Origin of the sequence: Jiella marina, assembly GCF_024359545.1 — a bacterium.
Classification (GTDB): Bacteria; Pseudomonadota; Alphaproteobacteria; order Rhizobiales; family Rhizobiaceae; genus Jiella.
In genome coordinates, this window is sequence record NZ_JAKQZG010000017.1 from 18,430 (window position 1) to 41,514 (window position 23,085).

19 protein-coding genes are annotated in these 23,085 nt (G+C 65.0%); 11 read left to right on the forward strand and 8 right to left on the reverse strand.

What is annotated here, in order from left to right; translation table 11 throughout:
- Positions 1–69: 69 nt before the first annotated feature.
- On the reverse strand, positions 70–2,043 hold the full coding sequence (locus MF134_RS21895) for a TRAP transporter large permease subunit (RefSeq protein ID WP_255341547.1): 1,974 nt from the start codon (positions 2,041–2,043) through the stop codon (positions 70–72).
- Positions 2,040–2,681 (reverse strand): TRAP transporter small permease subunit, encoded by a 642-nt coding sequence (locus MF134_RS21900; protein WP_255341548.1) that lies wholly within the window; start codon positions 2,679–2,681, stop codon positions 2,040–2,042. Before MF134_RS21900 ends, MF134_RS21895 begins: the two co-directional genes overlap by 4 nt.
- A gap of 402 nt (positions 2,682–3,083) precedes the next feature.
- Here MF134_RS21900 and MF134_RS21905 point away from each other — a divergent pair, with 402 nt between their 5' ends.
- From MF134_RS21905 to MF134_RS21920, 4 genes are all read left to right on the forward strand, one after another.
- Entirely contained in the window at positions 3,084–6,542 is a 3,459-nt protein-coding gene (locus tag MF134_RS21905) for an indolepyruvate ferredoxin oxidoreductase family protein (protein ID WP_255341549.1), read from the forward strand.
- Positions 6,543–6,601: 59 nt separating this feature from the next.
- Entirely contained in the window at positions 6,602–6,874 is a 273-nt protein-coding gene (locus MF134_RS21910; protein WP_255341550.1) for a hypothetical protein, read from the forward strand.
- Positions 6,875–6,878: 4 nt separating this feature from the next.
- Positions 6,879–7,436, forward strand: coding sequence for a regulatory protein RecX (locus tag MF134_RS21915; protein WP_255341551.1), 558 nt, complete (start codon positions 6,879–6,881; stop codon positions 7,434–7,436).
- A 159-nt stretch (positions 7,437–7,595) separates the two neighbouring features.
- The gene (locus MF134_RS21920; protein ID WP_255341552.1) at positions 7,596–8,159 is read left to right on the forward strand and encodes a type 1 glutamine amidotransferase domain-containing protein; all 564 of its coding nucleotides are present in this window, start codon (positions 7,596–7,598) and stop codon (positions 8,157–8,159) included.
- Positions 8,160–8,222: 63 nt separating this feature from the next.
- Here MF134_RS21920 and MF134_RS21925 read toward each other — a convergent pair whose 3' ends face one another.
- Entirely contained in the window at positions 8,223–10,310 is a 2,088-nt protein-coding gene (locus MF134_RS21925; protein ID WP_255341553.1) for a GumC family protein, read from the reverse strand.
- A gap of 141 nt (positions 10,311–10,451) precedes the next feature.
- Positions 10,452–11,558: an endo-1,4-beta-xylanase gene (locus MF134_RS21930; protein WP_255341581.1), complete on the reverse strand. Its 1,107-nt coding sequence runs from the start codon at positions 11,556–11,558 to the stop codon at positions 10,452–10,454.
- A 90-nt stretch (positions 11,559–11,648) separates the two neighbouring features.
- Here MF134_RS21930 and MF134_RS21935 point away from each other — a divergent pair, with 90 nt between their 5' ends.
- Complete coding sequence (locus MF134_RS21935; RefSeq protein ID WP_255341554.1) at positions 11,649–12,971, forward strand: lipopolysaccharide biosynthesis protein; 1,323 nt, start codon at positions 11,649–11,651, stop codon at positions 12,969–12,971.
- On the opposite strand, the gene MF134_RS21940 is transcribed toward MF134_RS21935, so the two are convergent.
- The 3 genes from MF134_RS21940 to MF134_RS21950 are packed head-to-tail and all read right to left on the reverse strand — an operon-like array spanning position 12,943 to position 15,952.
- A complete protein-coding gene (locus MF134_RS21940; protein ID WP_255341555.1) occupies positions 12,943–13,899 on the reverse strand; it encodes a DUF6492 family protein in 957 nt (318 codons plus the stop codon). The genes MF134_RS21935 and MF134_RS21940 overlap by 29 nt on opposite strands.
- 5 nt (positions 13,900–13,904) lie before the next feature.
- Positions 13,905–14,711 carry a WecB/TagA/CpsF family glycosyltransferase gene (locus MF134_RS21945; protein ID WP_255341556.1) on the reverse strand — a complete coding sequence of 269 codons (807 nt, stop codon included), beginning with the start codon at positions 14,709–14,711 and terminating at the stop codon, positions 13,905–13,907.
- The gene (locus tag MF134_RS21950) at positions 14,711–15,952 is read right to left on the reverse strand and encodes a glycosyltransferase family 4 protein (protein WP_255341557.1); all 1,242 of its coding nucleotides are present in this window, start codon (positions 15,950–15,952) and stop codon (positions 14,711–14,713) included. The genes MF134_RS21945 and MF134_RS21950 overlap by 1 nt, the downstream gene beginning before the upstream one ends.
- 211 nt (positions 15,953–16,163) lie before the next feature.
- Between MF134_RS21950 and MF134_RS21955 the strand changes: the two genes are divergently transcribed.
- Entirely contained in the window at positions 16,164–17,144 is a 981-nt protein-coding gene (locus MF134_RS21955) for a glycosyltransferase family 2 protein (RefSeq protein WP_255341558.1), read from the forward strand.
- Positions 17,113–18,441 carry an O-antigen ligase family protein gene (locus MF134_RS21960; RefSeq protein WP_255341559.1) on the forward strand — a complete coding sequence of 443 codons (1,329 nt, stop codon included), beginning with the start codon at positions 17,113–17,115 and terminating at the stop codon, positions 18,439–18,441. Before MF134_RS21955 ends, MF134_RS21960 begins: the two co-directional genes overlap by 32 nt.
- Positions 18,442–18,547: 106 nt before the next feature.
- Here MF134_RS21960 and MF134_RS21965 read toward each other — a convergent pair whose 3' ends face one another.
- On the reverse strand, positions 18,548–19,741 hold the full coding sequence (locus MF134_RS21965; RefSeq protein WP_255341560.1) for an acyltransferase family protein: 1,194 nt from the start codon (positions 19,739–19,741) through the stop codon (positions 18,548–18,550).
- Positions 19,742–19,986: 245 nt separating this feature from the next.
- Here MF134_RS21965 and MF134_RS21970 point away from each other — a divergent pair, with 245 nt between their 5' ends.
- The 4 genes from MF134_RS21970 to MF134_RS21985 all read left to right on the forward strand — a co-directional run bounded on the left by MF134_RS21970 (position 19,987) and on the right by MF134_RS21985 (position 23,084).
- Positions 19,987–20,439, forward strand: coding sequence for a DUF2948 family protein (locus MF134_RS21970; RefSeq protein ID WP_255341561.1), 453 nt, complete (start codon positions 19,987–19,989; stop codon positions 20,437–20,439).
- Between the two features lie 92 nt (positions 20,440–20,531).
- Positions 20,532–21,824 carry a histidinol dehydrogenase gene (hisD, locus tag MF134_RS21975; RefSeq protein WP_255341562.1) on the forward strand — a complete coding sequence of 431 codons (1,293 nt, stop codon included), beginning with the start codon at positions 20,532–20,534 and terminating at the stop codon, positions 21,822–21,824.
- A 10-nt stretch (positions 21,825–21,834) separates the two neighbouring features.
- Positions 21,835–22,320 carry a UPF0262 family protein gene (locus MF134_RS21980; RefSeq protein WP_255341563.1) on the forward strand — a complete coding sequence of 162 codons (486 nt, stop codon included), beginning with the start codon at positions 21,835–21,837 and terminating at the stop codon, positions 22,318–22,320.
- A 278-nt stretch (positions 22,321–22,598) separates the two neighbouring features.
- Positions 22,599–23,084 carry an arsenate-mycothiol transferase ArsC gene (locus MF134_RS21985; RefSeq protein WP_457590045.1) on the forward strand — a complete coding sequence of 162 codons (486 nt, stop codon included), beginning with the start codon at positions 22,599–22,601 and terminating at the stop codon, positions 23,082–23,084.
- Position 23,085: the final 1 nt, after the last annotated feature.

A 23,085-nucleotide genomic window follows, 5' to 3' on the forward strand; every position in this document is an offset into this window, starting at 1 on the left:
AGTGCCGGGAAGCGGGAGCGACGGCAAGTCTGATGTCGTGGCGTCGAACGGGATCGGCGCGGGACGCGCTCAGTTGAAAGAGGGTGGCTGCGACAGGTCGATTGCACCTGGAACGCTGTCGCCATCGTCCGTCGCAGGGGCCTCGGACGGTGTGGCTGGCGCCTGTTGTTGTGCCGGCTGTCCACCGCTTTGCGACCCCCCGGGGTTGCCAAGTTCGAGCGGCGGCAAGCCGAAGGCCGGCTGTGACCCGCCGCTCTGGCTTGACCCCGATCCGCCGGATCCAGTTGCGGGTGCGGGTTGCGAGCCCGGGAAATTCAGCGGCGGAAGTCCGAAGCCGTTATTGCCGGAGTTGCCCTGACCGCTGCCATTCGATGGCTGACCGAGCGGCGGGAGGCCGAAGGCCGGGCCATTGCCGCTCGACGGCAGGCCGAGATCGGGCAGGCCCAGATTGTCGCCCGACGTGCTCGGCGGCGGCGCTTCCGTCTTGTAGCGCATGACCATCTGCGGGAAGGCGATCGTCAATGCCACCATGATGAGCTGAATGCACACGAAGGGCACGGCGCCCCAATAGATCTGCCCTGTGGTGACCGGCTCCATGCGCTTGCCGGTGATGCGGTCGAGATAAGGCACCTTTGCTGCCACCGAACGCAGATAGAACAGCGCGAAGCCGAAGGGCGGATGCATGAACGACGTCTGCATGTTGAGCCCGAGAAGGACGCCGAACCAGATCAGATCGATGCCGAGCTTGTCGGCCACGGGTGCCAGAAGCGGCACGATGATGAAGGCGAGCTCAAAGAAGTCGAGGAAGAAGGCGAGCAGGAAGACGAGGATGTTGACGACGATAAGGAAGCCCGTCTCGCCGCCGGGCACGGCCGTCAGCAGTTCTTCGACCCAGATATGACCGTTGACGCCGTAGAATGTGAGCGAGAACACCCGCGCGCCGATCAGGATGAAGAGCACGAAGGCCGAGAGCTTCGCCGTCGACTCCATCGCCTGGGTCATCAGCGACAGGTTCAGCTTGCGCTTCGAGAAGGCGAGGATCAGCGCGCCCACGGCGCCCATGGCGCCACCTTCCGTGGGCGTGGCGACGCCGAGGAAGATCGTACCGAGCACGAGGAAGATGAGCGCCAGCGGCGGGATCATCACGATGATGACCTGCTGGGTGAGGTAAGACAGAAGCGGCAGTTTCAGAGCTCTGTTGATCACCGCGACCGTGTAGATGACGGATACGCCCACGACCGCGCCCCAGATAGCGGCACCCTGCTGCACGCGGCCTTCCAGATAGACCGAAGCCGCATAGCTGATCGCGATCGTCACAACGAGCGAGACGAGGAGCGAGGTGACACCGCGCCCGAGCGTGCGCGCTTCGGGCGGCAGGGCCGGCGCGGAGTTCGCCCGCCACATCGTCATGCCGAAGACGTACAAGAGATAGAGCCCGGAGAGGACCAGGGCCGGCACGAGCGCGCCGGAATACATGTCGCCGACCGACCGACCCAGCTGGTCGGCGAGCACGATCAGCACCAGCGAGGGCGGCACGATCTGCGCGAGCGTGCCCGAGGCCACGATGACGCCCGAGGCAAGGCGTCGATCATAGCCGTAGCGCAGCATGATCGGCAGGGAGATCAGGCCCATGGCGATCACCGAGGCGGCGACGACGCCGGTCGTCGCGGCGAGAAGCGCACCGACGAAGATCACGGCGTAGGCGAGACCGCCGCGCAAGGGACCGAAGAGCTGGCCGACGGTCTCGAGCAGGTCCTCCGCCATGCCGGAGCGCTCCAGTATGAGCCCCATGAAGGTGAAGAAGGGAATGGCAAGCAGCGTGTCATTCGACATCACGCCGCCATAGAACCGGTCGGGCAGGGCCGTCAGCAGCGGCCAGAACAGATTGATGTCATTCGAGAGGGGCGCGAGTTCGACGCCGATGACGAAGAAGAACAGGCCGATGGCCGCGAGCGCGAAGGCGACCGGATAGCCAAGCAGGAGCACGATCACCAGCGAGGCGAACATGATCGGCGCGAGATTGTGGGCGATGAACTCGATCATCGGCGCGTCTCCCGATCAGGCGCGGCGGGATGCGCCGGGTCGGGCGCGTCTGCGCCTCCCAGCGGCTTTTCCGGCGCAAGCGCGGCGAGTTCGTCCGGTGCAGCGTGGCTGGAGCCGGCCGGCGTGTCGTCGGGATAGTGGAAGAACAGGATGGCCGCGCGCTTGATCAGTTCCGAAACGCCCTGCATCACCAGAAGGATGAAGCCCGCAAGGAGCAACGCCTTGGCCGGCCAGACGATCAGGCCGCCGGCATTCGGCGAGCCTTCGCCGGTCGTGTAGGACCGCAGCACATAAGGCACCAGCATGTAGACCATCAGGATGGTGAAGGGCAGGAGCATCACGAGATGGCCGAGAAAGTCGATCCAGTCCCGCGTGCGCTTCGACAACATGTTCGAAATGATGTCGACGCGAATGTGCTCGTTGCGCTGGAGCGTCCATGCGGCGGCGAGCATGAAGATCGCGCCGAACAGATACCACTGCACTTCGAGCCAGGCATTCGACGACATGTCGAAGATCTTGCGGATCACCGCATTGCCGGCACTGACCAGAACGACGACGAGGACGAGCCAAGCGGCGCCTCGACCGATCACCGACGTGATCCTGTCGATTCCACGCGCCAAAGACATGAGAGCCGACATGCGGCCTGATCTCCCCCCGTTCGTCCGTCCCGGCGAGCGGCATCGCCGAGCGAGGCGCCGGTCTGGGCGTTGTCAGAAACGTCGCTCGGTCTCTTCGCCTGTTTTCAGGGCTCTCGCCGAGATCGACACTTTGGAAAAAGTCCCCGTGCGTTAGGGAAAAATGCGCCTTCGCGCAAGAGCATGCGCGCTACGCCTGATCGTCGCGCCTCAAGAAGCGGCTCGCGGAGTTTCCGATCGAAGTCCGGCCGAGGAACAGACTTCAACGCGTCCGCCCCGGACCTCCATCCTTCGTGATCGGAAAAAGCTTTGACGATCAAAGGTCAAAGGTCCAAATCTTGCTCTTGGGGGATTGGTGGGCGCGGCGTCTTGCGTTCGATGATCAGGCCCCTTGGGAGGAATGACATGGCAGTGCGCAACGTGTCCTTGCGGGATCGCTTCGATCTCGGGGTGGAGGACGTCCTGTTGTCGGGCCCGCAGGCCGTTCTGCGGCTGACCCTGATGCAGGCCGCACATGACCGCGCCGCGGGGCTCGCGACGGCAGGATACGTGACGGGTTATCGTGGTTCCCCGCTCGGTGGTCTCGATCAGCAATTCGCCCGGGCCGGCGAGATCCTCTCTCAGAATTCCATCGTCTTCGAACCCGGTCTCAATGAGGATCTCGCCGCGACCGCGCTCTGGGGAACGCAGCAGGCGGAACTGCGCGGGGAGGGGCGCTATGACGGCGTCTTCGGCCTCTGGTACGGCAAGGGGCCGGGCGTCGACCGGTCCGGCGACGCCTTCCGGCATGCCAATCTCGCCGGCACCTCGCCCCATGGCGGTGTGATCGCGCTTCTGGGCGACGATCACACCTGCGAAAGTTCGACCTCGGCTCACCAGTCGGAATTGGCCGCCATCGACGCGATGATGCCGATCTTCCATCCGGCGGGCGTTCAGGAAATTCTCGACTACGGCCTCACCGCCTTCGCCCTGTCCCGCTTTTCGGGTCTTTGGACGACGATGAAGTGCGTCAAGGACACGATCGAGTCGACGGCGACGGTGAAGGCGGCGGCGGATCGTCTGGCCCTTGTCGTGCCGGAGATCGCTTCGCCCCCGGGGGGGCGCAATATCCGCCGCGCGGCCCATCCTCTGGAGCAGGAGGCGATGCTCCACGAGCACCGTCTGCCGGCGGCTCTCGCTTTCATCGCCGCGAACGGCCTGAACCGGATCGTCCATTCTGGCGGTCGCAACCCGAAGATCGGGGTTCTCTCGCTTGGAAAATCCTGGCTCGACGTCGAGCAGGCGCTGGCCTCGCTCGGCATCGACGAGGTGGCGGCGGCGCGATTTGGCCTCCGCCTCGGCAAGGTCGCGGTGCCCTGGCCGCTGGAGCCCGGCTTCGTGCGCCGCTTCGCCGAAGGTCTCGATCTCCTGATGGTGGTGGAGGAAAAGCGCGGGGTGGTCGAGCCGCAGGTCAAGGAGATCCTCTACGGCACGGCGAACGCGCCGGTGGTCGTCGGCAAGGCCGATCAGGACGGGCGAACGCTCTTCAAGGTGAAGGGGGCGCTCGATTCCAACGACATCGCGGTGGCGATCGGTCGGGCGGTTCTGGTCCGGACACCAGAGGAGGCACTGCAAGCCCGCGTCGAGGCTCTGACAACGCTGCAGACCGAATTGGCGGCGACGGCGGAGATCGCAGCGCGTACCCCCTATTTCTGCGCCGGCTGCCCGCACAATTCCTCCACCCGCGTGCCGGAAGGCTCTCGGGCCTATGCCGGGATCGGTTGTCACTACATGGCCCAGTGGATGGACCGCGACACCGAAGGTTACACCCAGATGGGTGCGGAAGGGGCGAACTGGATCGGCGAGCGGCATTTCTCCAGGCGCGACCACGTCTTCCAGAACCTCGGCGACGGCACCTACAATCATTCGGGCGCGCTGGCGCTTCGAGCGGCGGTCGCTTCGGGCGCGAACATCACCTACAAGATCCTCTACAATGACGCCGTCGCCATGACCGGCGGCCAGCCCCACGAAGGCGGCCTGACAGTCCCGATGATCGCCGCGCAGGTCGTGTCGGCCGGCGTCCGGCGCGTTGTCGTCGTCTCCGACGAGCCGGACAAGCACAAGGGCGCATCCGGCCTGCCGGCCGGAGTCGCCTTCCACCATCGCCACGATCTCGATGCGGTCCAGCGCTCGCTTGCCGAAATATCCGGCGTGACCGTCCTGATCTATGACCAGACCTGCGCCGCCGAAAAACGCCGGCGCCGCAAGCGCGGCACCTTTCCCGATCCGGACCGCCGCGTCGTGATCAACGAACGCCTGTGTGAGGGCTGCGGCGATTGCGGCGTGCAGTCGAACTGCGTGGCCATCACCGCCGTCGAGACCGAGTTCGGCCGCAAGCGCGCGATCGATCAATCGGCCTGCAACAAGGACTTCTCCTGCCTGGAGGGTTTCTGCCCCGCTCTGGTGACGCTCGAGGGGGCGGCCTTGAAGACGGCGGAGGTCGCCACCGCCGAGCCGCCGAAAACGCCGGAGCCTTCGGTCGCCGAGCCCGAGAGCTCGGTCGGCATCGTGATCACCGGCGTCGGAGGCACGGGGGTCGTGACGATCGGCGCGATCATCGCCATGGCGGCGCATGTCGACGGCCATGGCGCCGGCGTGATCGACATGGCGGGGCTGGCTCAGAAGGGCGGCCCGGTCACCTCCCATGTGCGCATCGCGCCGACGCCGGGTGACGTCAAGGCGATCCGCGTCTCCGCCGGCGAGGCGCGGCTCGTCATCGGCTGCGACCTCGTCACCGCCGGTTCGGCCAAGGTGCGCGCCGCGATCACGCAGGGGAGCACCGCGGTTGTTCTCGACGTCCACGAGACGCTTTCGGGGGAGTTCACCCACAATGTCGATTTCTCCTTCCCGAACCGCCGCCTGATCGAAGCGATCGAGGCGGCAGCGGGCAAGGACCGGGTCCAGCGCATCGATGCGGAAGCGGTGGCGCGCCGGCTGTTCGGCAGCACGATCTTCGCCAACATGCTGATGCTCGGTCTCGCCTGGCAGACCGGCGCCCTGCCGATCTCCCGCGAGGCGCTCCGCCGCGCGATCCGGCTCAATGGCGTCGATGTCGAGACCAATCTTGCGGCGTTCGAATGGGGGCGCGCGATCGGCCACGATCCGGCCTGCTTGCCGGACGCGGCAAGGGCGAGCGAGACCTCGCTCGACCATCGCCGCCTCTCGGTCTCGCTGGACGAGATGATCGCACGTCGCGTCGCCGATCTGACCGCCTATCAGGACGCCGCCTATGCCGAGCGCTACGCAAAGATGGTCGAGGCGATACGGGCAGCAGAGAGCCGCGTCGCGTCCGGCCGCGAGGATCTGAGCCGCACCGTCGCCCGCGAGCTTTATCGTCTGATGGCGGTGAAGGACGAATACGAGGTCGCCCGGCTCTACACCGATGGCGGCTTTGCCGCGCAGCTTGCGGAGGGCTTCGAGAAGGGCGGGCGCCTGACCTTTCACTTCGCGCCGCCGATCTTCGGCGAGACCGGGCCGAACGGGCGGCCACGGAAACGCGCCTTCGGCTCCTGGATGCGGCCGGTGCTTGGCCTCATGGCGCGGATGCGCCGGATCCGCGGCACGATGATCGATCCGTTTCGCTTTTCGGCGGAGCGGCGTGAGGCGGGAGAGGAGCTCGACCGTTATCGTGGCACGCTCGACATGATCCTGGAGGGACTGACGCCCGAGAACCATGCCGCAGCGGTATCGCTGGCCGGCTGGCCGAAGGACCTCAACGGCTTCGGGCCGGTGCGGCGACAGAAGGCGGCTTTGGCCCATGCCCGGCGCGAGGAGGCCGAGAAGGCTTTTTCGACCCGCAAGGTGGTGGCGGAAGCCGCAGAATAACGCTTTTTCGGGTATCGGCCGCCATTGCCAGGCTCGCGGCTTGATGCGACATGTGCCCCATGTCCGACGAACCCGCCCGCCACTGGCCCCGCTTCATGAGCGACAAGGATCTTCGTGCCTATTTCGGCTTGTCCGAACGGGCCTTGCGGCACTACCGGGGTTTCAAGGAGTTTCCGGCGAAAGACGTGGTGGCGGGGAAGACCGATTCAGCCGCCGTTTCGCGCTTTTTCGACTGGGTGGCGGGTCTCTGCGATCAGCCGCCCAAGGCCAACAACCGCTACGTTCCCGGCGGCGACAAGGCCCCGGCGAAGCCGAAGCCGGCCGACGCGTGATCCCGTGGCGCGCACGAAGGCGGAAGAGTCCAAGCCGAAACCGGTGACCGAGGACTGGCTGCTGCGCTCGGCGTTTCACTATCTGGAGCGCTATGCGGCCTCCAGTGACGGATTGCGGCGAGTCATGCGGCGCCGCGCCGCGCGCCGTGTCGGCGGCATCGACCAGCTCCCGGCTGATCTCGATGCCATGCTCGATGCGCTGATTGCCCGTCTCGTCGAACTCAACCTTCTGGACGACAAGGCCTTTGCCGAGGCGAAGCTTGCAAGCCTTAGACGCCGGGGTACCTCGCGGGCGTTGGCTGCCGCGAAGCTCCAGGAAAAGGGCGTGCCGCGCGCACTGATCGATGAGACGCTCGCGAACGAGGAGAGCGGCGAGGCTGAAGCGGCCGCGGCCTATGTCCGCCGCAGGCGTTTTGGTCCCTATCGCAATCCCGGCCGCGGCGATCGGCGCGACAAGGAAATCGCCGCCATGGTGCGGGCGGGGTTTCCGCTCCGGCTGGCGGTCGCTGCGATCGACGGCGAGCTCGAAGTGGGCCCGGGTCAGTCGGACGCTTCGGACTGACCATCTACTTGTAATCGCGCGATCATTCGCGCCTGGAACCTCCCGGGCGGGTCGCCGTTACTATCCCGACCAAGCCAACAGTATCGTCGGTATCGACCGCCCGACCAGTAGAAGTCGGCGCTGGTCCTTGCCGGCCTTTTAAAGACAAGGACAGGAACAATGCCAAAGATTACCGAAGCGAAGATCGCAATCCTCGCCACGGACGGATTCGAACAGGCCGAACTGACCGAGCCGTTGGACAAGCTTCGCGAAGCCGGTGCTACCGTCCACGTCGTCTCGCCGAAGAGCGGCTCCATCAAGGGCTGGGATCAGGACCATTGGGACAAGGAAATCCCGGTCGATCACGAACTGTCCGAGATCCGGACGACGGATTACGACGCGCTGGTCCTGCCGGGCGGCCAGATCAACCCGGACGTGCTGCGCGCCAATCCTAAGGTCGTCAGCTTCGTGCGCGAGTTCTTCAACTCCAAGAAGCCGCTCGCCGCGATCTGCCATGCGCCGTGGCTCCTGATCGAAGCGGATGTCGTGCGCGGTCGCGACATGACCTCCTACAAATCGATCAAGACCGACGTGATCAATGCGGGCGGCAACTGGGTCGATGAGGAAGTCGTCGTTCATCAGGCCCTGATCACCTCGCGCAATCCCGGCGATCTTCCGGCCTTCATCGCGAAGATCATCGAGGAAGTCGAAGAGGGCCGCCACGAGGATCGCAAGGTCGCGTAAGGCCAATGCTCACTGCAGGTGACCTGCAGTGGAATTCGTGAATTATGTGAGGAGCCGGCGCCCCTATTCGGGCCGCCGGCTCCTTGCTTCTGCGATATTGCGTTTGACGGCGAGAATGTCGCGCTGGAGGCGCGCGAGTTCCTCGTCGTGGAGGGGAGACATCGGCCGTCCGGCCGTGTCGACCGCGGCCGTTTCGGCAATCGCGCGCAAGCGGGCGCGCAAGGCATCGCGCGGCAGCAGGTCCCCGACCGGTGGCTCGGTAGACGACGGAGCCTCGATCGCGGGTCGTGGCGCGGCAATCGGCGGTTCGGCTTCGGCCACGGCCACGGCCGGGGCGGTTCTTGCCGGTGTCCTGTCGAGTTCCGCCCGACGTCGGCGCAGCGCAGCCTCCAGGCTCAGTGCCTGTGCGGCTGACGCAGAGGGTGCAGCCGAACTCTGCACGGGCTCGCCCGCATTTTCGCTCGGCTTGCTTTCGATGTCGTCGGCCGGGGCGGAACCGGAACGCATCGAAGCCGGTGCGTCGTGGACGCTCGGTCGCATTTCCAGCGAATGATCGAAACCACGGTCGGCCTCCGACCGCGAATGGCCTGCAGGTTGGGTGTAATCGCGCGCGTACACTTCGTCCGCTGCAGAGTGGTCGAGCGTCATTGCGGGAGCGATTACCGTGGCCGGCCGGGGCCGCCGCATCGATTGACGGATGACCTTGAGGATTGCCAATCCCGCGGCGACGCCGACGCCGCCCAGGAACCCGATGAGACCGCCAGCCAGGACCAGGATCTTGCGGCTGGCGCTCGACGGATCGAGTGGTTGCGTGGCCGCGGAGATGATGCGCACATTGGCCGTGTTCATGCGCTCCTGCTCGCCTGTTTCCCTGGCGCGCAAGAGGAACGCCTCATAGACCGCGCGCGAAGCGTCGACCTCGCGCTCCAGCTCACGCAGCTTCACGAAGGATCCGCTGGTTTCGAGCTGCTTGTCCTTCAGCTCGCTGACCTGTCCGGCGAGCTGGCGTTCGGTTTCCTCCGCACGCGAAAGCTCGATCTGCGCCCCGGATACGATCCGGGCGAGTTCCTGGCGGATCGCCTGGCGCGTCGAGGAGAGCGCTTCCTCGATGCCGATCCGTCTCGGGTGGCGGGGGCCGAGTGTCGCGGCAAGAACCGCCCTTTGCTGGGCGAGGTCGGAATAGGTGCTGCGCAGCCTGGTCAGCGCTTCGGAGCGCAATTCCTCCGGAAACGAACCCTCGACGACGTCGTCGACGCTGGCGTTCTTCATCTGCTCGGCGCGGACCCTGAGCGAGGTGGTCTCGCCGCGGGACCTCGCGAGCTGGTCGTTGATGCGGACGATATAATCGTCGTCGACGAGGCGGCCGCCGACGCCGACGAGGCGGTTCTGGCTCTTGTAGTCCTCGACCGCCCGTTCCGCCTCGACGACGCTCTGGCGCAGTTCGGCGAGACGCGAGGAAAGGGCGTTGCTCGCCCGGCGGGCGGTTTCCGACTGGACCTCCGCCAACTCCTCGATGAAGGAATCGGCGACGAGATTGGCAAGTTTCGCCGACTTGTCCGGGTCGCGGCTTTCGATCGCGACATTGATCACGAAGCTCTTCGGATCGCGACTGACATGGAGTGCTTCGCGAAGGGCCCGCAGAAGGAAGAGCCTCTGCGTCTCCCGCGAGGCCTCGTCGTCTTCACTATTCAAGACCGACTGGATCGGCGCGAGCACCGGGGCGAAGAAACTCTCCGCCTCGCCGTTGAACTCGCTGTCCTCGGTGAGGTCGGCTTGTTCGATGACGCGGGTGAGCACGTCGTTCGAATAGATGACGGCGATCTGGCTTTCGATCAGGGCGAGTGTGGCGTCGCTCGGCAGGCCGTTCGGGGTCACCTCGTTCTGCACGACCTTGATGTCGCGCGGGTCCACCAGCACCTCGGTGATGGCGGTGTATTTCTTCGGCGTGGAGAGCGCGAGGAGAGTGGCGACCGCAAATCCGAGCAGGGTCGCAAGCACGATCATTCGCTTGGCGGCCCAGATTTCACTGATGAGGAAGAGCGGGTCGACCAGCGCGCCAAGGCCCGACGCGCCCGAGTTCTGCCGAGCGGCGGTGTCGTTTTGCGTGGGAATGCGCCTCGCTCCGCCTGAAGAACTCGGATCTGCGAACATTCACCCTACCGCCGCTAGCACTACTCGGGAACCATGGAAACTGGTTCGCCAAGGTGCGGAATTATGGTGAACAAATCGTTAATAAGACCGGCTACGGCTCCGTAGCGGGCTCAAATTGCGCCGCTCTTCGCCCGCGGAATTTCAGGCCGAGGCGAGGCGCCGTTTGATCAGATCGAGCCACGGCTTCGGCCTGAACGACCGGTCGAGGGGAAGCGGGCGGCTTTCATTGCCGTCAGGGCGTGGCATGACGTCGTTGATCCAGCTGTAGCGGTCGGTCATGCCCCAGGTGATGACGGCCTCGGGCGGCTTCCAGGCAAAGATCGCGTCGAGAAAGGTCGAGACCTTTTCAAGCGCGGCGGCGTCCTGGGCTTCGGGATCGGCCGGCGATTGCCAGTCGATGATATCGAGTTCGGTCACGATGAGCTTGACGCCCGACGCATCGAGCTCCCGGCTGAAACGCAGAAGTGCGTCGGCGTCGATCTCGCGGTCCATGTAGAGGTGCGCCTGAAGCCCCACTGCATCGACCCGAATGTTGGCGTCCTGAAGCTGCCGCACGATCGAGAGCATGATCACCCGCCGCTCCTCGAAATGCGGGCCGCGATATTCCAGATCGTATTCGTTGATGACGAGCCGGGCTTCAGGATCGGCGCGGGCGGTGGCCTCGAAGGCGATCGGGATATGGCGGGGGCCCAGCTTTCTCAGCCAGAACGTGTCGCGCAACGACTGGCCGTCATAGAAGGGGTCGTTGGCGATCACCTCGTTGACGACGTCCCAGCCGACAAGTCGGCCCCTGTAGCGGTCGCAGACCTGTTCGATGTGCTCGACAAGGGCCCGTTCGACGTCGGCTTCGCTATCGAGCATCGTGACCCAGTCGGGCGTCGCACCCCACCAGACATGGCAGGTGCCGCGCGTCGTCTTGCCATGACTGAGCGCAAAGTCGACGACCTTGTCGGCCGGTTCGAAGTTCCAAGTCTCGCGCGTCGGTCGAAGCAGGTCGAATTTCAGCGCGTTCATCGGCATGACGAGATCGCAATGGTCGAGAAAGGCTTGCCGATAGGCGGCATCTGCGTCCATGATCTCGGCCTGTATGGCGCTCCCGAACGGGACGGTCTGCCGTGCTGCACGGGAGGGGCCGGTGCTCCCCGGTATCGCAAGCGCGGCCGCGCCCGCCAGGACAGAACGTCGCGTTAAGTTTCGTCTGCGATAGATGGGGTCACCGCCATCGGCGTTGCGTCGCCGTGCCGCCATGCTAGCGCAATCGATCGCGCTCGGCTCGCCGGCGTCATCGGAAGCATCGACTGTCTTCATGGCACGTCATCTCTCCGGGGAAACAGGGTCATGCCGCTGAACGGATTGTGGATGGAAAGGCTTAAGGCCAACCTAAACCTGGTCCGGGACTACGGCTCCCTGCTTTCCGGCTCGGTCGGCCGGCTGGTGCTCTCGCTCGCCTATTTCGTTTCGATCGCCAACGGCCTGAGTGTCGGGGACTTCGGTCTGTTCGCGACTGCCTCGGCCACCGGCATCGTTCTGTCGCGTATCGCCGGCCTGGGGTTCGTCTCGCCGCTCTACCGCGTCGCCACCGTCCGTCCTCAGCTCATCGGCACCTACACGGTCGGCTTTCTCCTGGCGCTGGTCGTGTCGCTGCCTCTCGTCGCGGTCGCGGCGGGCGGGTTCTATCTGGTCTTCTTCGCAGGCGAGATGCCGCTTCCCGCCTTTGTCGCGATCATCGTGGCGGAGGTGTTGTGCTGGCGGCTTCTGGAAGTCGTGTGCATCGTCAATAACGGCATGGGCCGGTTCTTCGCCGGGGCCGTGATCGTCATCGTTGGCTCGGCAGTCCGCGCCGCCGCGGCCGTCGGCTTCGTGACCCTCGGTGATGGAAGCCTGACGGCGTGGGCCTTCACCTATCTCGCCGCCAATGCGATCGCCTTTCTCGTCGTGGCGATCATCTACTATCCGCGCCGCCGGCTGAGGTTTCGTCCCGCCCTTTATCTCGCGCGCTGGCGCGACAGCGTTTCGGTGGCCGGGGCCGAGATCATCTTTTACCTGCAGTCCGAACTCGACAAGCTCCTCGTCCTGTCGTTCGGGGGCGCCGAGACGGCTGGCATCTACGCGATACTGATGCGTCTCATCGATCTGACCGCGCTTCCGGTGCGCTCGTTCAATACCATGGTCGTGCAGAAGCTGATGCGCTCGCCGCAATGGCTGGAGAGTTGGCGCGTGCGCTGGGGGATCGAGGCCGGCGTCGCGCTCGTCTCGGTTGCAGGACTCACCTTCCTCGGCGGCTTTCTGCACTATTTCCCGCGTGCGCTCGGAGACAATGTGGCCGACGTTGCGCCGCTCGTTCTGCTGGCGCTTTTCGTCCCGGCCTTCCGCAACCTCGTCGAGTATCAGAGCGAGCTTCTCTACGCTCGCGGCAAGACCGCCATGCGGGCTCTGATCCTCGCGATCGTGGGGATGATGAAGGCGGGCCTGCTGATGGTCCTGTTGCGGGCCATGCCCGACCAGAACTCCTGGATCCTCGGCCTCAATGGACTTTTCCTGACGCTGTGGATCGTCTCGGCCTCGGCGAGCTATACGGCCCTCGACTGGCAGCCGGGCCGTCGCTGGCGGATGCGCGCGGAGGCTGCGCCGGCTAGAGCAGCCCCGCAGCCCGGCGAATGAGGGCGGGGTCGGTCGCGGTGAAGGACTGGATGCCGGCAGCGACTTGATGCGGGCCAAGATCGTCGACGAAATTTGCCAGCGCCTTTTCGCCGAGAGCCTGGCCGGACCAGTAGACGTGGCACAGCGACTCCGTCATCACCGCATAGTCGTCTTGCCGCCCTTCGACCTCGTCGACGAAGCGACCGTAGATCGTGCACTCAGACAGTTGGCGGGTGCGTGACAAGGCCTTCATCCAGGACTGGCCGGTCACGGTCTTGATCCGCTCGACCATCCGTCTGACAGCGCTGGTGCGCCAGGGGACGAGGGTCGTGATGTATCCGGTATCCGTGGTTTCGGGCGCGGTGATCCCGAGTAACTCTCCGGCCTTGCGGGACCAGGCGAGATGGTCGTCGATCATGTCGGGAGCGACGTCCGCCAGCGCATCGGCTTTGCGATAGAAGGAAATCCGGCCGTCGCGGGAAAAGGCGGAGACGTCGAATTCGCGCAGGAACACGACGTCGGAATCGATCGAGACCATGATCGCTTCGTCGATCTCGGCAGCGATGGCGAAACGGCGCAATTGCTGGACATGCCAGCCGCGCAACGGAGGGCCGAAGGGCGACAGCCAGATGCGTCGGCGTCCACCGGAAAGGGGATCGGGAAAGGGGCGTAGCCAGACCGGGAGCAAGGCCCGTTCGTCAATGATCTCCCGCCTTGGGCCGGCAAGCTGGCTGAACAGCGGCACATCGGCCGCCTCGACCAGGATCAGATGCCGGGTGTGGCCTGTGACGCGGGCGTCCATGCTCTCGCAGAGGAGCTTGCAGCGCTCGAAATCGCCGCGATAGCTCGCGGTGACCATGATGGTCGGAAGTTTCGTCGCGTCTGGTGCCATCGCCCCGATGTTCCGGCCAATTGAGATGCCATCGAGGATATCGGGATCTCGCAACATGGAGCCTACAGGCTCCCCACACACCATAGCCGCAGCTTGTCGAGGAGCAAGTCCTTCATGAAGGCCGGGTTGCCCAGGACGTAGCGGCGCCAGAGGCGCTTCGGCTCGAGGATCAGACGCCAGGCCCATTCGAGCCGCAGCGCGCGAACCGCACGGGGCGCCCGCCGCACGTCGCCTGCCAGAAAGTCGAACAGGGCGCCCACGGCCAGAAACACCTGACCGTGGCGCTGATCGAGATGACGGCCGATGAAGAGTTCCTGACGCGGAACGCCGAGGGCGACGATGACGATATCGGCCTTGGCCTGTTCCAGGCGCTCAAGGACGTCGGGAAGATCGTCGGGGGAGAAGAAGCCGTCCGAGACCGCCACGAATTCGTGGTTGGGCGCCAGTTCACGAAGGCGCATTGCGGCCCGCTCGGCGACGCCGGGCGCCGCACCGAGAAGGGCGACGCGACGATGTCCCGAGAGTCCAGCGACGAGGCGAGGCACGAAGTCTGTGCCATTGAGGTTCTCGGTGAAAGGCGACCCGTGCAGAAGCTTGGCGGCGATGTCGAGGCCAACCCCGTCGGGCAGAACCAGAAAGTCGCGCAACGCCTTGCGATAGCTAGCGTTCTTGCGGGAGATGTTGACGCAATGGGCGTTCAGAAAGGCGAGCTTCATGGGCCGGCCGCCCCGCAGTGCGGCCTCTACATAGCCGATGGCCGTCGCAGCCGTCGTGTTTGCTACCGCGATCCCGCCAATTGCATGGCAGGCCTCGTTATGAGGAGCAATGGCGGGTGAGTTCCGGGCATCGGTGAGTGCGTCCACGATCATCACCCGCGCTCCGGTGAGAGGGATACGAGGCGTCCAGCCTGTGGCGATGCCGTCGCTGCGCCGCGACTGTGTAGCTCATGGGCGCGGTCGAATCGCCGAAGCCCGTCCTGAATTGCACGGTCGAGGGCCAGCTTCTGGCTCATGGCGAAGGCCGATCCGTCCAGGCGCAGATTGGCTCCGGCCCGCTCCGCGCGAACCAGTGCCGCAAGCTCGTTTGCAAAACCGCGCGCATCATCGGCCGTCCGCACATTGGCCGGGATCCTGCCGATGCCGCGCAGGGCGGCAGGCGTCGCAACGGCCGGCATGCCTTCTTCGAAGGTCTCGATCGTCTTCAACTGCACCCCGGTGCCGCCCCTTGTAGCCAGCGCCAGAACGCGCGAAGCTCGGACGAAGGCCTGGGCATCGGGCACGCGTCCGACATAGCGGATGTTTGCGGGCGCAGCCGGAGGGCCTCCATCGAAACGCCCGGCGATGGCAACGGTGATGTCGTTCGGCAGATGCGGCGCGACCTCGTTCACGAACCAGTCGAGGCCGACCCGGTTGGGCGCCCAGCTCCACGTGCCGATCAGGCCCACGTCGTGCCTGCGCTCGCCGGCGTCATGCTTCGAAGCGGGCCGGCCGATCGACAGGGCAAGCGGCAGGGCACGCGGATCGCCGGCAAGTCCGAGGCCCTCCAGATCGGCGGCGCTGAGGCCATGAATCACTCTCGCCTGCCGGCAGAGCCGCGTCTCGACGCGTTTGAGCAGGGCGGCTTCACGGCGGTAGAGCAGGCGCGAAGTCGCGTCTGTGGCGTTCTTCGCATTCTCCAGCGCCGAACGATGCTCGACATTGTGGGCGATGAAGATCGACGGCATTTCGCGTGACAGGAAGGGATAGGCGCCGGGCATCTGCACGGAGTTCAGGATGTATCCGTCCACCGGTCCGGCCTCTGCCAGACGTTTCATCAGGGCGGCGCGCGAATAAAGTGCGAGCTTCTGGGCCGAAATGGTGCGTCCCGAGGCCATCGCCCGAAGCGCCCACAGCGCCTTTTGCTTGCGCGAGGCGAGGGCATTCTCGATTACGATCTCGCCGAGATCGACGGAGTCGTGGCCAGGCGGGCGGCTGCCCGGCCGTCTGAAACCGGCAAAGCTCAGTCGCACGCCCTGCCGACGATAGGCCGCGATGATCGCCTGGTTGGCGATCTCGAAGCCGGTCGTCGGATCCCGTTCCGGCAGCAAGGAGGTGACGAAGAGGAGGTGCATTCAGCCGGGGCCTGGTTACGTAATGGCACCACAAGCTGCGACAAACACCTTGCGATCCTCCTAATCCAATCGCGACAATTTCGATCAACGCGTCATTCCTGTGGGGCATGTGCGAAATCGATGGGATTTCGTTGTGTCTGGGCGAGAGATTGTTCACGAAGTCATGCTTTGCTGCGGCCAGCCTTTCAAAGCCGTCCGGGACGCAGCAGGCATGTCGCAGAAGATCACGATTGAATGTGTTTCGCCGGGTCTCGAAGCCGCACGCATCGAAACCGTGGTGACGCTGCCGACCTTTCGGCGGCCGGATCATCTCCTGAAGACCCTGTCCAGCCTGGCCCGGCAGCGAAATGCCGGGCCGTTCGCCGTCATCGTCATGGAGAACGATGCCGAAGGGCAGGAGGGGCTCCAGGCCGCGCGACCGCTCTTTGAAGACGGTACGATGGCCGGGCTCGTGCTCATTGCCCATGAGCGGGGCAATTGCTCGGCCTACAACGCCGGCTGGCAGACTGCCCTCGCCGATTTCCCCAATATGCGCCATCTCCTGGTCATCGACGATGACGAGACGGCCGACGAAAACTGGGTCGCGACGATGATCGCGGCGGCCGATGGTCTCGGCGCCGATATCGTCGGAGGGCCGCAAGTGCCGTGTTTCGAGGCAGGAGCGAAAATGGCGCTCAGCCGACATCCGGTCTTCGTGCCGCACTATCGCGAAACCCGGGTCGTGCCGATCTTGTTTTCATCCGGCAACGTGCTGATCCGCCGACATGTGCTGGAAGCCATGGGCGCGCCGTTCCTCGACACGGCGTTCAACTTCATCGGCGGCGGTGACAGCGATTTCTATTCGCGCTGCAAGGAGCGGGGCTTTCGCTTCGGCTGGTGCGCAGAGGCCTGCGTCTACGAGAGCGTACCAGCGCGGCGCACGGAGTTTTCCTGGCTCAACGCGCGCGGCCTGCGCAACGGGGCCATCTCCGCGATGATCGAGAGCCGGCGCGGACGCGGCGCGCTGGCGGGGTGGAAACGTGTCGCCAAGAGCCTGGCGCTGCTGGCCGCCTCGCCCTGGCGCTCGCTCGTGCTCGCCTGGGGTACCGGATCGCCGCTGATCGGCATCTACCACCTCCAGGTGGCACTTGGGCGGCTTTTCGCCGAGTTCGGACAGGTGAATGAGCAATACCGCCGACCTGAGCAGAACTGAGCCGGACCTCGCGATCGGCGCTGAGGACTGGATCGCTTTCGTCCGGCTGGTTGTCGCGGCAGCGGTCCTTTGCGCGCTCCTCGTCACCTTCACGCCCTTTGCCGTGACGTTCGAGGGCAATCAGGACGCGGGCTCGCTGATCAATCAGCTCGGCTATTCGGCCCTGGCGGGGTTGGTTCTCGCCAGCCATCTCGTCTTCACCAAACCTCGCGTCGGCCTGTCGCTCCTGCGACCCTGGTGGATCATCATGGCGGGATGGCTGCTGGCGAGCGCCTTCTGGGCACCCAGTCCGGAAAACGCCCTTCGCTCGGCTCTCTTCACGCTTCTCGCGATGAGCGCCGTCACGGGCGTCTTCTGCTTTCCGATCGATGGCCGGGCGTTTCGAACGGTCCTTGCCATCGGTGCGCTGGCCGTGCTTGGCCTGTCCTATTTCGGCGTCATTGCCATGCCGGCGTCGGCGATCCACGACGCGAGCGGCGGGGTGGGATCGGAAGCCGAACATGCCGGACTCTGGCGCGGTATCTATTCCCACAAGAACGTCGCCGGCGCGGTCATCGGCTCGCTGTTCTTCTTCGGCATCTATTTCTTTCGTTCCAACATGAAGCTGGTTGGCGTGACAATTGCCGCCGGAGCCTGCTTCTTCGTCCTGCAGACCGGTTCGAAGACCGCGACGGGCCTCCTGCCTCTGGTCACCGTCCTGGTCATCGGGCTGCGGCTGATGGGCGGTCGCCGGCTCTTGTCGGTGGCAATCTTCGCAACGCTGGTCACTATGGCGCTGCTGACGCTCGGAACCGTGCTCTCCCCGACCCTCGACGCGATCGTGCAATGGGCGGTGCCGGGCACCACCTTCACCGGGCGCATGGATCTCTGGCGCTTCGCCCTCGAGATCTTTCGTGGTCACGAGTGGACGGGCTTCGGCCTGAATGCCTTCTGGCAGACCGATGTGGTCGCACACACGGAGAGGAATTTCGAGCTGACCTGGGATCCGCGCGGCAGTCCGAACGCCCATAACGGCTATCTGGATGTTGCGATCTCGATGGGGGTGCCGGGCCTTGTGATCGCGGTGATCGCGCTCGTCATCCTGCCGCTGATCGATTATGCCCGGATTGGCCGTGACGCAGAGAGCACCTGCCTTGGTGACATGCTCCTGATGATCCTGACCTATCTGCTCCTGAATTCGTTTCTCGAGAGCTTTCTGTTCGAACGGGCCAATCCGGTCTGGATGCTGGTCTGGTTCGCCGTGGTGGGTCTCAGGCTGCTCGCCCGTCACCGGGTCGAGGCAGCGCCCGGAGATTGAAAGCGAAAAGCGCAAGCAAAGGGCATCGTTCGATCCGAAGCTGTCGCGCCTTCTCTCACGAGTTGAAGCAATCGATCGAGTAGAGCCGAGGGAGCGGTGCGGGAGCCTAAGCCGCTGCCTGCTTTTGAAGGGGCGCGCCGTTCGTCGTCGTTCGGTTGCCCGACTTCGCCAGACGTCGGCCAAGGGCGATGCCCGGTCGCTCGACGAAACGGTAGGTGAGCGCGCTGAACACGATCGTTCCAGCCATGATCAGGCCAATCGCCAGGAGCGCCTGCCCCTCGTTCGCACCGAGAAGGCGCTTGCCATCGGCGGCTTCCGAAAAGACGGACCAGGGAATATGCGGGCCAAGGATCGTGGCGACGTTTTCCGTGCGCGAGATCACGAAGGCGTGGGTCATGTAGACCGAATAGGAGATCGCCCCCAGGAAGGCGATCGGACGCGACTTCAGCACCTGGCTGATTCCGCCGCCCTCATGGGCAAAGACATAGACGGCGAAGCCGAAGACGAAGGGTGCGGCCACCGACAGAACGGTGCCGCCGAGAAGCGTCACGAAGACCGCCACCATCACGACGGTCGCGCACTCCGCAACGCTCCAGAGCCCCGAGGACCGTTCGTGACCCGGCTCGGTCGTCTCCTCCCACGCGATCCGCCGGATGAGCACGCCGACGGAGAAGCCGGCGAGACATCGCAGCCAGCCGAGATGCACGGTCGTGTCCATCGTGCCGTCGAAAAATGCGATCGCCACAAGCCCGATGGCGATCGTCATCGCGGCGAGCGGAATGAGAAAGGTGGGCGCGAAGACCACCACGGCAGCGAAAGCCGTATAGGCGAGCAGTTCGGCTGAAATGCTCCAGCTTGGATAGTTCCATCCCAGACTGTCGAGTACACCGAGGGAGTGCGTCATGAGAACGTTGTGAACGAGCGCAGAGACCGAATCACCGCCTTGAAATGCGGCGTCCGGTCCGCGCAGCTGGAGCATCGCCACCTCGTAAGCCACGAACAGGGCCAACATGGCGATGTGCAGCGGGTAGACGCGGAAGACGCGCTGCAGGAGGAACCCGCCGAAATTGCGCTTCTCTGCCAGGCTGTCGTGAAAGGCGTGGGCGATCACGAAGCCGGAGAGAACGAAGAAAAAGTCGACGAATAGAAAGCCATGGCGAAAGAAGGCGCTCTCGTGGATGAAACCCGAGACCGGCGCATGCAGGCAGACGACCAGCAGAGCGCAAATGCCGCGCCAGCCATCCAGCGCCGCAAATCTGCCTGCCCCCGAAGAACGCTGCTTGGCCTTCACGGCAATCATGGGCTCTCTTCTCCGCGATTTCCGGCGGGCATGGGGCGGGACGGCGCTCGCTCGTGAGCGCGAGAGCCAAGCCTAGACGCAGCAAGGGCAAGGAAACGTTAATCGGCCGCTCGCATTTCGATCTGTCGAGAGGATCTGCGGGGCCGCGAGGCCGTCTCCCGATGAGCTTGCTTGCAGCGCCGGACTTCCCGCCTAAGTGACGCGCCGGGACGATCTCGTTGTTTATGGAAAGGTTGCCGGCCCCGATGGATCGATTGCGCCTGCTTGCTGTCGACGCTGAAGACCTTGCGATCCTTTCGGCGCATTGTCAGGACGCGGTGATCCGCGTCGAGGATTGTCGATATTTCCCGCATGATCAGCAATTCGTCATGGAGATGAACCGCTTCGTCTGGGAGAAGGTCGTCTCGCCGAAACGCTTTTCCCTGTTTCATCGCCCGCAATACGAACGGCGGCGCGCAGTCCTGCATTTCGACCGGGTGACGGGCGCGAAGCGTTTGGGATTCGACAAGATGGGGGCCGAGGACGTGCTCGTGCTCCTGGCCGTGCGCTTCGAACAGGCGAGCGCGCCCTCCGGCGTCATCGAGCTTGTCTTTGCCGGCGGCTCCGCGATAAGGCTCGACGTCGAGGTCGTGGAAGCGCAACTGACCGATGTCGGCGGCGCCTGGAGCGCCGCGGCGCGGCCCAATCATGGCGGGTGAAAGGCCGCTGCGGCGAAGGCCAGCCCCCATGACAGTCATTGTCGCGCTGTTGCCGATCGCAACTGCGCTCGGGAGTGAAAAGGGAGACAGACTTGCCCTGGCGGCTTGAAAGCGGCGATCCGGATTTCGAGGCGCGCTTTGCCGCGCTGCTTTCCGCCAAGCGCGAGCAGGCGGCCGATGTCGACGACGCGGTGCGCGGGATCATCGCGCGGGTCCGTGCCGAGGGCGATGCCGCCGTTCTGGAACTCACCCATCGGTTCGACAAGCTGGAACTCACTCCTGCGACGATGCGCGTTTCGGACGCGGAGATCGAATCCGCCTTCGAAGCGACGCCCGCCGAGACCCGATCGGCCCTGGAACTCGCCCATCGCCGGATCACCGCTCATCACGAACGCCAGCGCCCGAAGGACGACCGCTACGTGGACGATGCCGGTGTGGAACTCGGCAGCCGCTGGACGGCGGTCGAGTCCGTCGGGCTCTACGTGCCGGGCGGGCAGGCGAGCTATCCCTCGTCTGTCCTGATGAACGCCGTGCCGGCAAAGGTCGCCGGGGTCGAGCGCATCGCCATGGTCGTGCCGGCCATGCGCGGCGCGCTCAATCCGCTTGTTCTGGCGGCCGCCCGGCTTGCCGGTGTCGATGAAATCTACCGGATCGGCGGCGCCCAGGCCGTGGCGGCTCTCGCCTACGGCACCGAGACCATCGCCCCTGTCGCCAAGATCGTCGGTCCCGGCAATGCCTTCGTCGCCGCGGCCAAGCGCCAGGTCTTCGGCCATGTGGGGATCGACATGATCGCCGGTCCGTCCGAGATCCTGGTGATCGCCGATGGCGACAACGATCCGGACTGGATCGCGGCCGATCTGTTGAGCCAGGCCGAGCATGACGAGGCGGCACAGTCGATCCTGATCACCGATGACGCCGCCTTCGCGGACGCGGTCGAACAGGCGGTGGAGCGCCAGCTGGCCCGTCTGTCGCGTTCCGAGACGGCCGCGGCGAGTTGGGCCGAACACGGCGCGATCATCGTGGTACCGTCCCTCGAAGATGCCGTGCCGCTGTCGGATCGGATCGCGCCGGAGCATCTTGAAATTGCCGTCGAGGAGCCGGACCGGCTCTTTGCGAAGCTTCGCAACGCGGGGGCTGTCTTCCTCGGCCGGCACACGCCGGAAGTGATCGGCGACTATGTGGGCGGGTCCAATCACGTGCTGCCGACAGCGCGCTCGGCGCGGTTTTCCTCCGGGCTTTCGGTGCTCGACTTCGTCAAGCGCACGTCGATCCTGAAGCTCGGGCCGGACCAGTTGCGGGCTCTCGGCCCCGCGGCGATCGAACTGGCGCGTGTCGAAGGTCTCGACGCCCACGGCCGCTCGGTCGCGATCCGGCTGAATTTGTGAGGCGGACGCCATGGCGGATGAAAGCCAATCCCAGGGCCGCCTCGTCGATGTCGAGCTCGACGAAACCATCGGCCGCGCCACACCGGACGTCGAGCACGAGCGCGCGGTCGCGATTTTCGATCTCATCGAGGAAAACGTCTTCAATCCGGCCGGTGCGCCCGAGGGGGCGCGGTTCAAGCTGAAGCTTTCGCTGGCCGACAAGCGCCTCGTCTTCGACATTCGCGACGAGAACGACCAGCAGCTGGTGACGCACATCCTGTCGCTGACGCCGTTTCGCAAGGTGATTCGCGACTATTTCATGATCTGCGACAGCTATTACGAAGCCATCCGCTCGGCGACGCCGCAGCAGATCGAGGCCATCGACATGGGCCGCCGCGGCATTCACAATGACGGCTCCCAGACCCTGATGGAGCGCCTGAAGGGCAAGATCGACATCGATCTCGACACGGCACGCCGGCTCTTTACCCTGATCTGCGTCCTCCACTGGCGGAGCTGATCGGTGTTGGCCGGGTTCTTTGTCGGCAGGGGGAATTTGGCCGTTTCGGTAAGCGGTTGGTCGGCCGCTGCCAGGCTCTTGCCAATCGGCAATTGCAGTTTAGCGGTACGACCACCCTCTGCCTGCCGGCATCTCCCCCACAAGGGGGGAGAAAGGCCTTCATGGACGCTGGCTCCCACCACTCTCCCCCCTTGTGGGCGAGATGTCACGTCAGTGACAGAGGGGGGTATGGAGGGCGTCTTGATAGCCATTCCCCACTCTGACCCTGGAGCCCATCGGTGAACGGGCCGGATCATCCGATCCCTTCGGCGGGCAACGAAAGTCCGCCGGCCAGCGGAGACAAGATCTCCTCCGTCCTGTTTCTCTGCGGCATGAACGCCATCCGCTCGCCGATTGCCGAGGCGCTCGCTCGGGAAATCTTGCCGCCGACGGTCTACATCGCCTCGGCCGGGGTGCGGTCCGGTCAGCGCGATCCGTTCGTCGATTCCGTGCTTGCCGAACGGGGCCTTTCCCTGGGCGAACGCCAGCCGCAGCGCTACGAGGATCTGGAAGACAGCTATTTCGACCTGATCGTCACCATGGCGCCCGAGGCCCACCATGCGGCGCTGGACGCGACCGGGACATCGTCGGTCGAGGTGGAATTCTGGCCGATGCCGGACCCTTCCGTCGTCACCGGTTCGCGCGAGCAGATCCTCGACGCCTATCGCGATCTTCTTGGGCGCATCGAACAAAGATTGCGGCAGCGCTTCAGCGGCGCAGCCTGAC

Bases quoted from the DNA above. Each gene is read 5' to 3' on its own strand.
- MF134_RS21970 (WP_255341561.1), top strand. From the start codon at position 19,987: ATGGATCGATTGCGCCTGCTTGCTGTCGACGCTGAAGACCTTGCGATC.
- MF134_RS21905 (WP_255341549.1), top strand. From the start codon at position 3,084: ATGGCAGTGCGCAACGTGTCCTTGCGGGATCGCTTCGATCTCGGGGTG.
- MF134_RS21895 (WP_255341547.1), bottom strand. From the start codon at position 2,043: ATGATCGAGTTCATCGCCCACAATCTCGCGCCGATCATGTTCGCCTCG.
- MF134_RS21925 (WP_255341553.1), bottom strand. From the start codon at position 10,310: ATGTTCGCAGATCCGAGTTCTTCAGGCGGAGCGAGGCGCATTCCCACG.
- MF134_RS21955 (WP_255341558.1), top strand. From the start codon at position 16,164: ATGTCGCAGAAGATCACGATTGAATGTGTTTCGCCGGGTCTCGAAGCC.
- MF134_RS21980 (WP_255341563.1), top strand. From the start codon at position 21,835: ATGGCGGATGAAAGCCAATCCCAGGGCCGCCTCGTCGATGTCGAGCTC.
- MF134_RS21960 (WP_255341559.1), top strand. From the start codon at position 17,113: ATGAGCAATACCGCCGACCTGAGCAGAACTGAGCCGGACCTCGCGATC.
- MF134_RS21910 (WP_255341550.1), top strand. From the start codon at position 6,602: ATGTCCGACGAACCCGCCCGCCACTGGCCCCGCTTCATGAGCGACAAG.
- MF134_RS21900 (WP_255341548.1), bottom strand. From the start codon at position 2,681: ATGTCGGCTCTCATGTCTTTGGCGCGTGGAATCGACAGGATCACGTCG.
- MF134_RS21965 (WP_255341560.1), bottom strand. From the start codon at position 19,741: ATGATTGCCGTGAAGGCCAAGCAGCGTTCTTCGGGGGCAGGCAGATTT.
- MF134_RS21950 (WP_255341557.1), bottom strand. From the start codon at position 15,952: ATGCACCTCCTCTTCGTCACCTCCTTGCTGCCGGAACGGGATCCGACG.
- MF134_RS21940 (WP_255341555.1), bottom strand. From the start codon at position 13,899: ATGTTGCGAGATCCCGATATCCTCGATGGCATCTCAATTGGCCGGAAC.
- MF134_RS21930 (WP_255341581.1), bottom strand. From the start codon at position 11,558: ATGGCGGCACGGCGACGCAACGCCGATGGCGGTGACCCCATCTATCGC.
- MF134_RS21945 (WP_255341556.1), bottom strand. From the start codon at position 14,711: ATGATCGTGGACGCACTCACCGATGCCCGGAACTCACCCGCCATTGCT.
- MF134_RS21920 (WP_255341552.1), top strand. From the start codon at position 7,596: ATGCCAAAGATTACCGAAGCGAAGATCGCAATCCTCGCCACGGACGGA.
- MF134_RS21935 (WP_255341554.1), top strand. From the start codon at position 11,649: ATGCCGCTGAACGGATTGTGGATGGAAAGGCTTAAGGCCAACCTAAAC.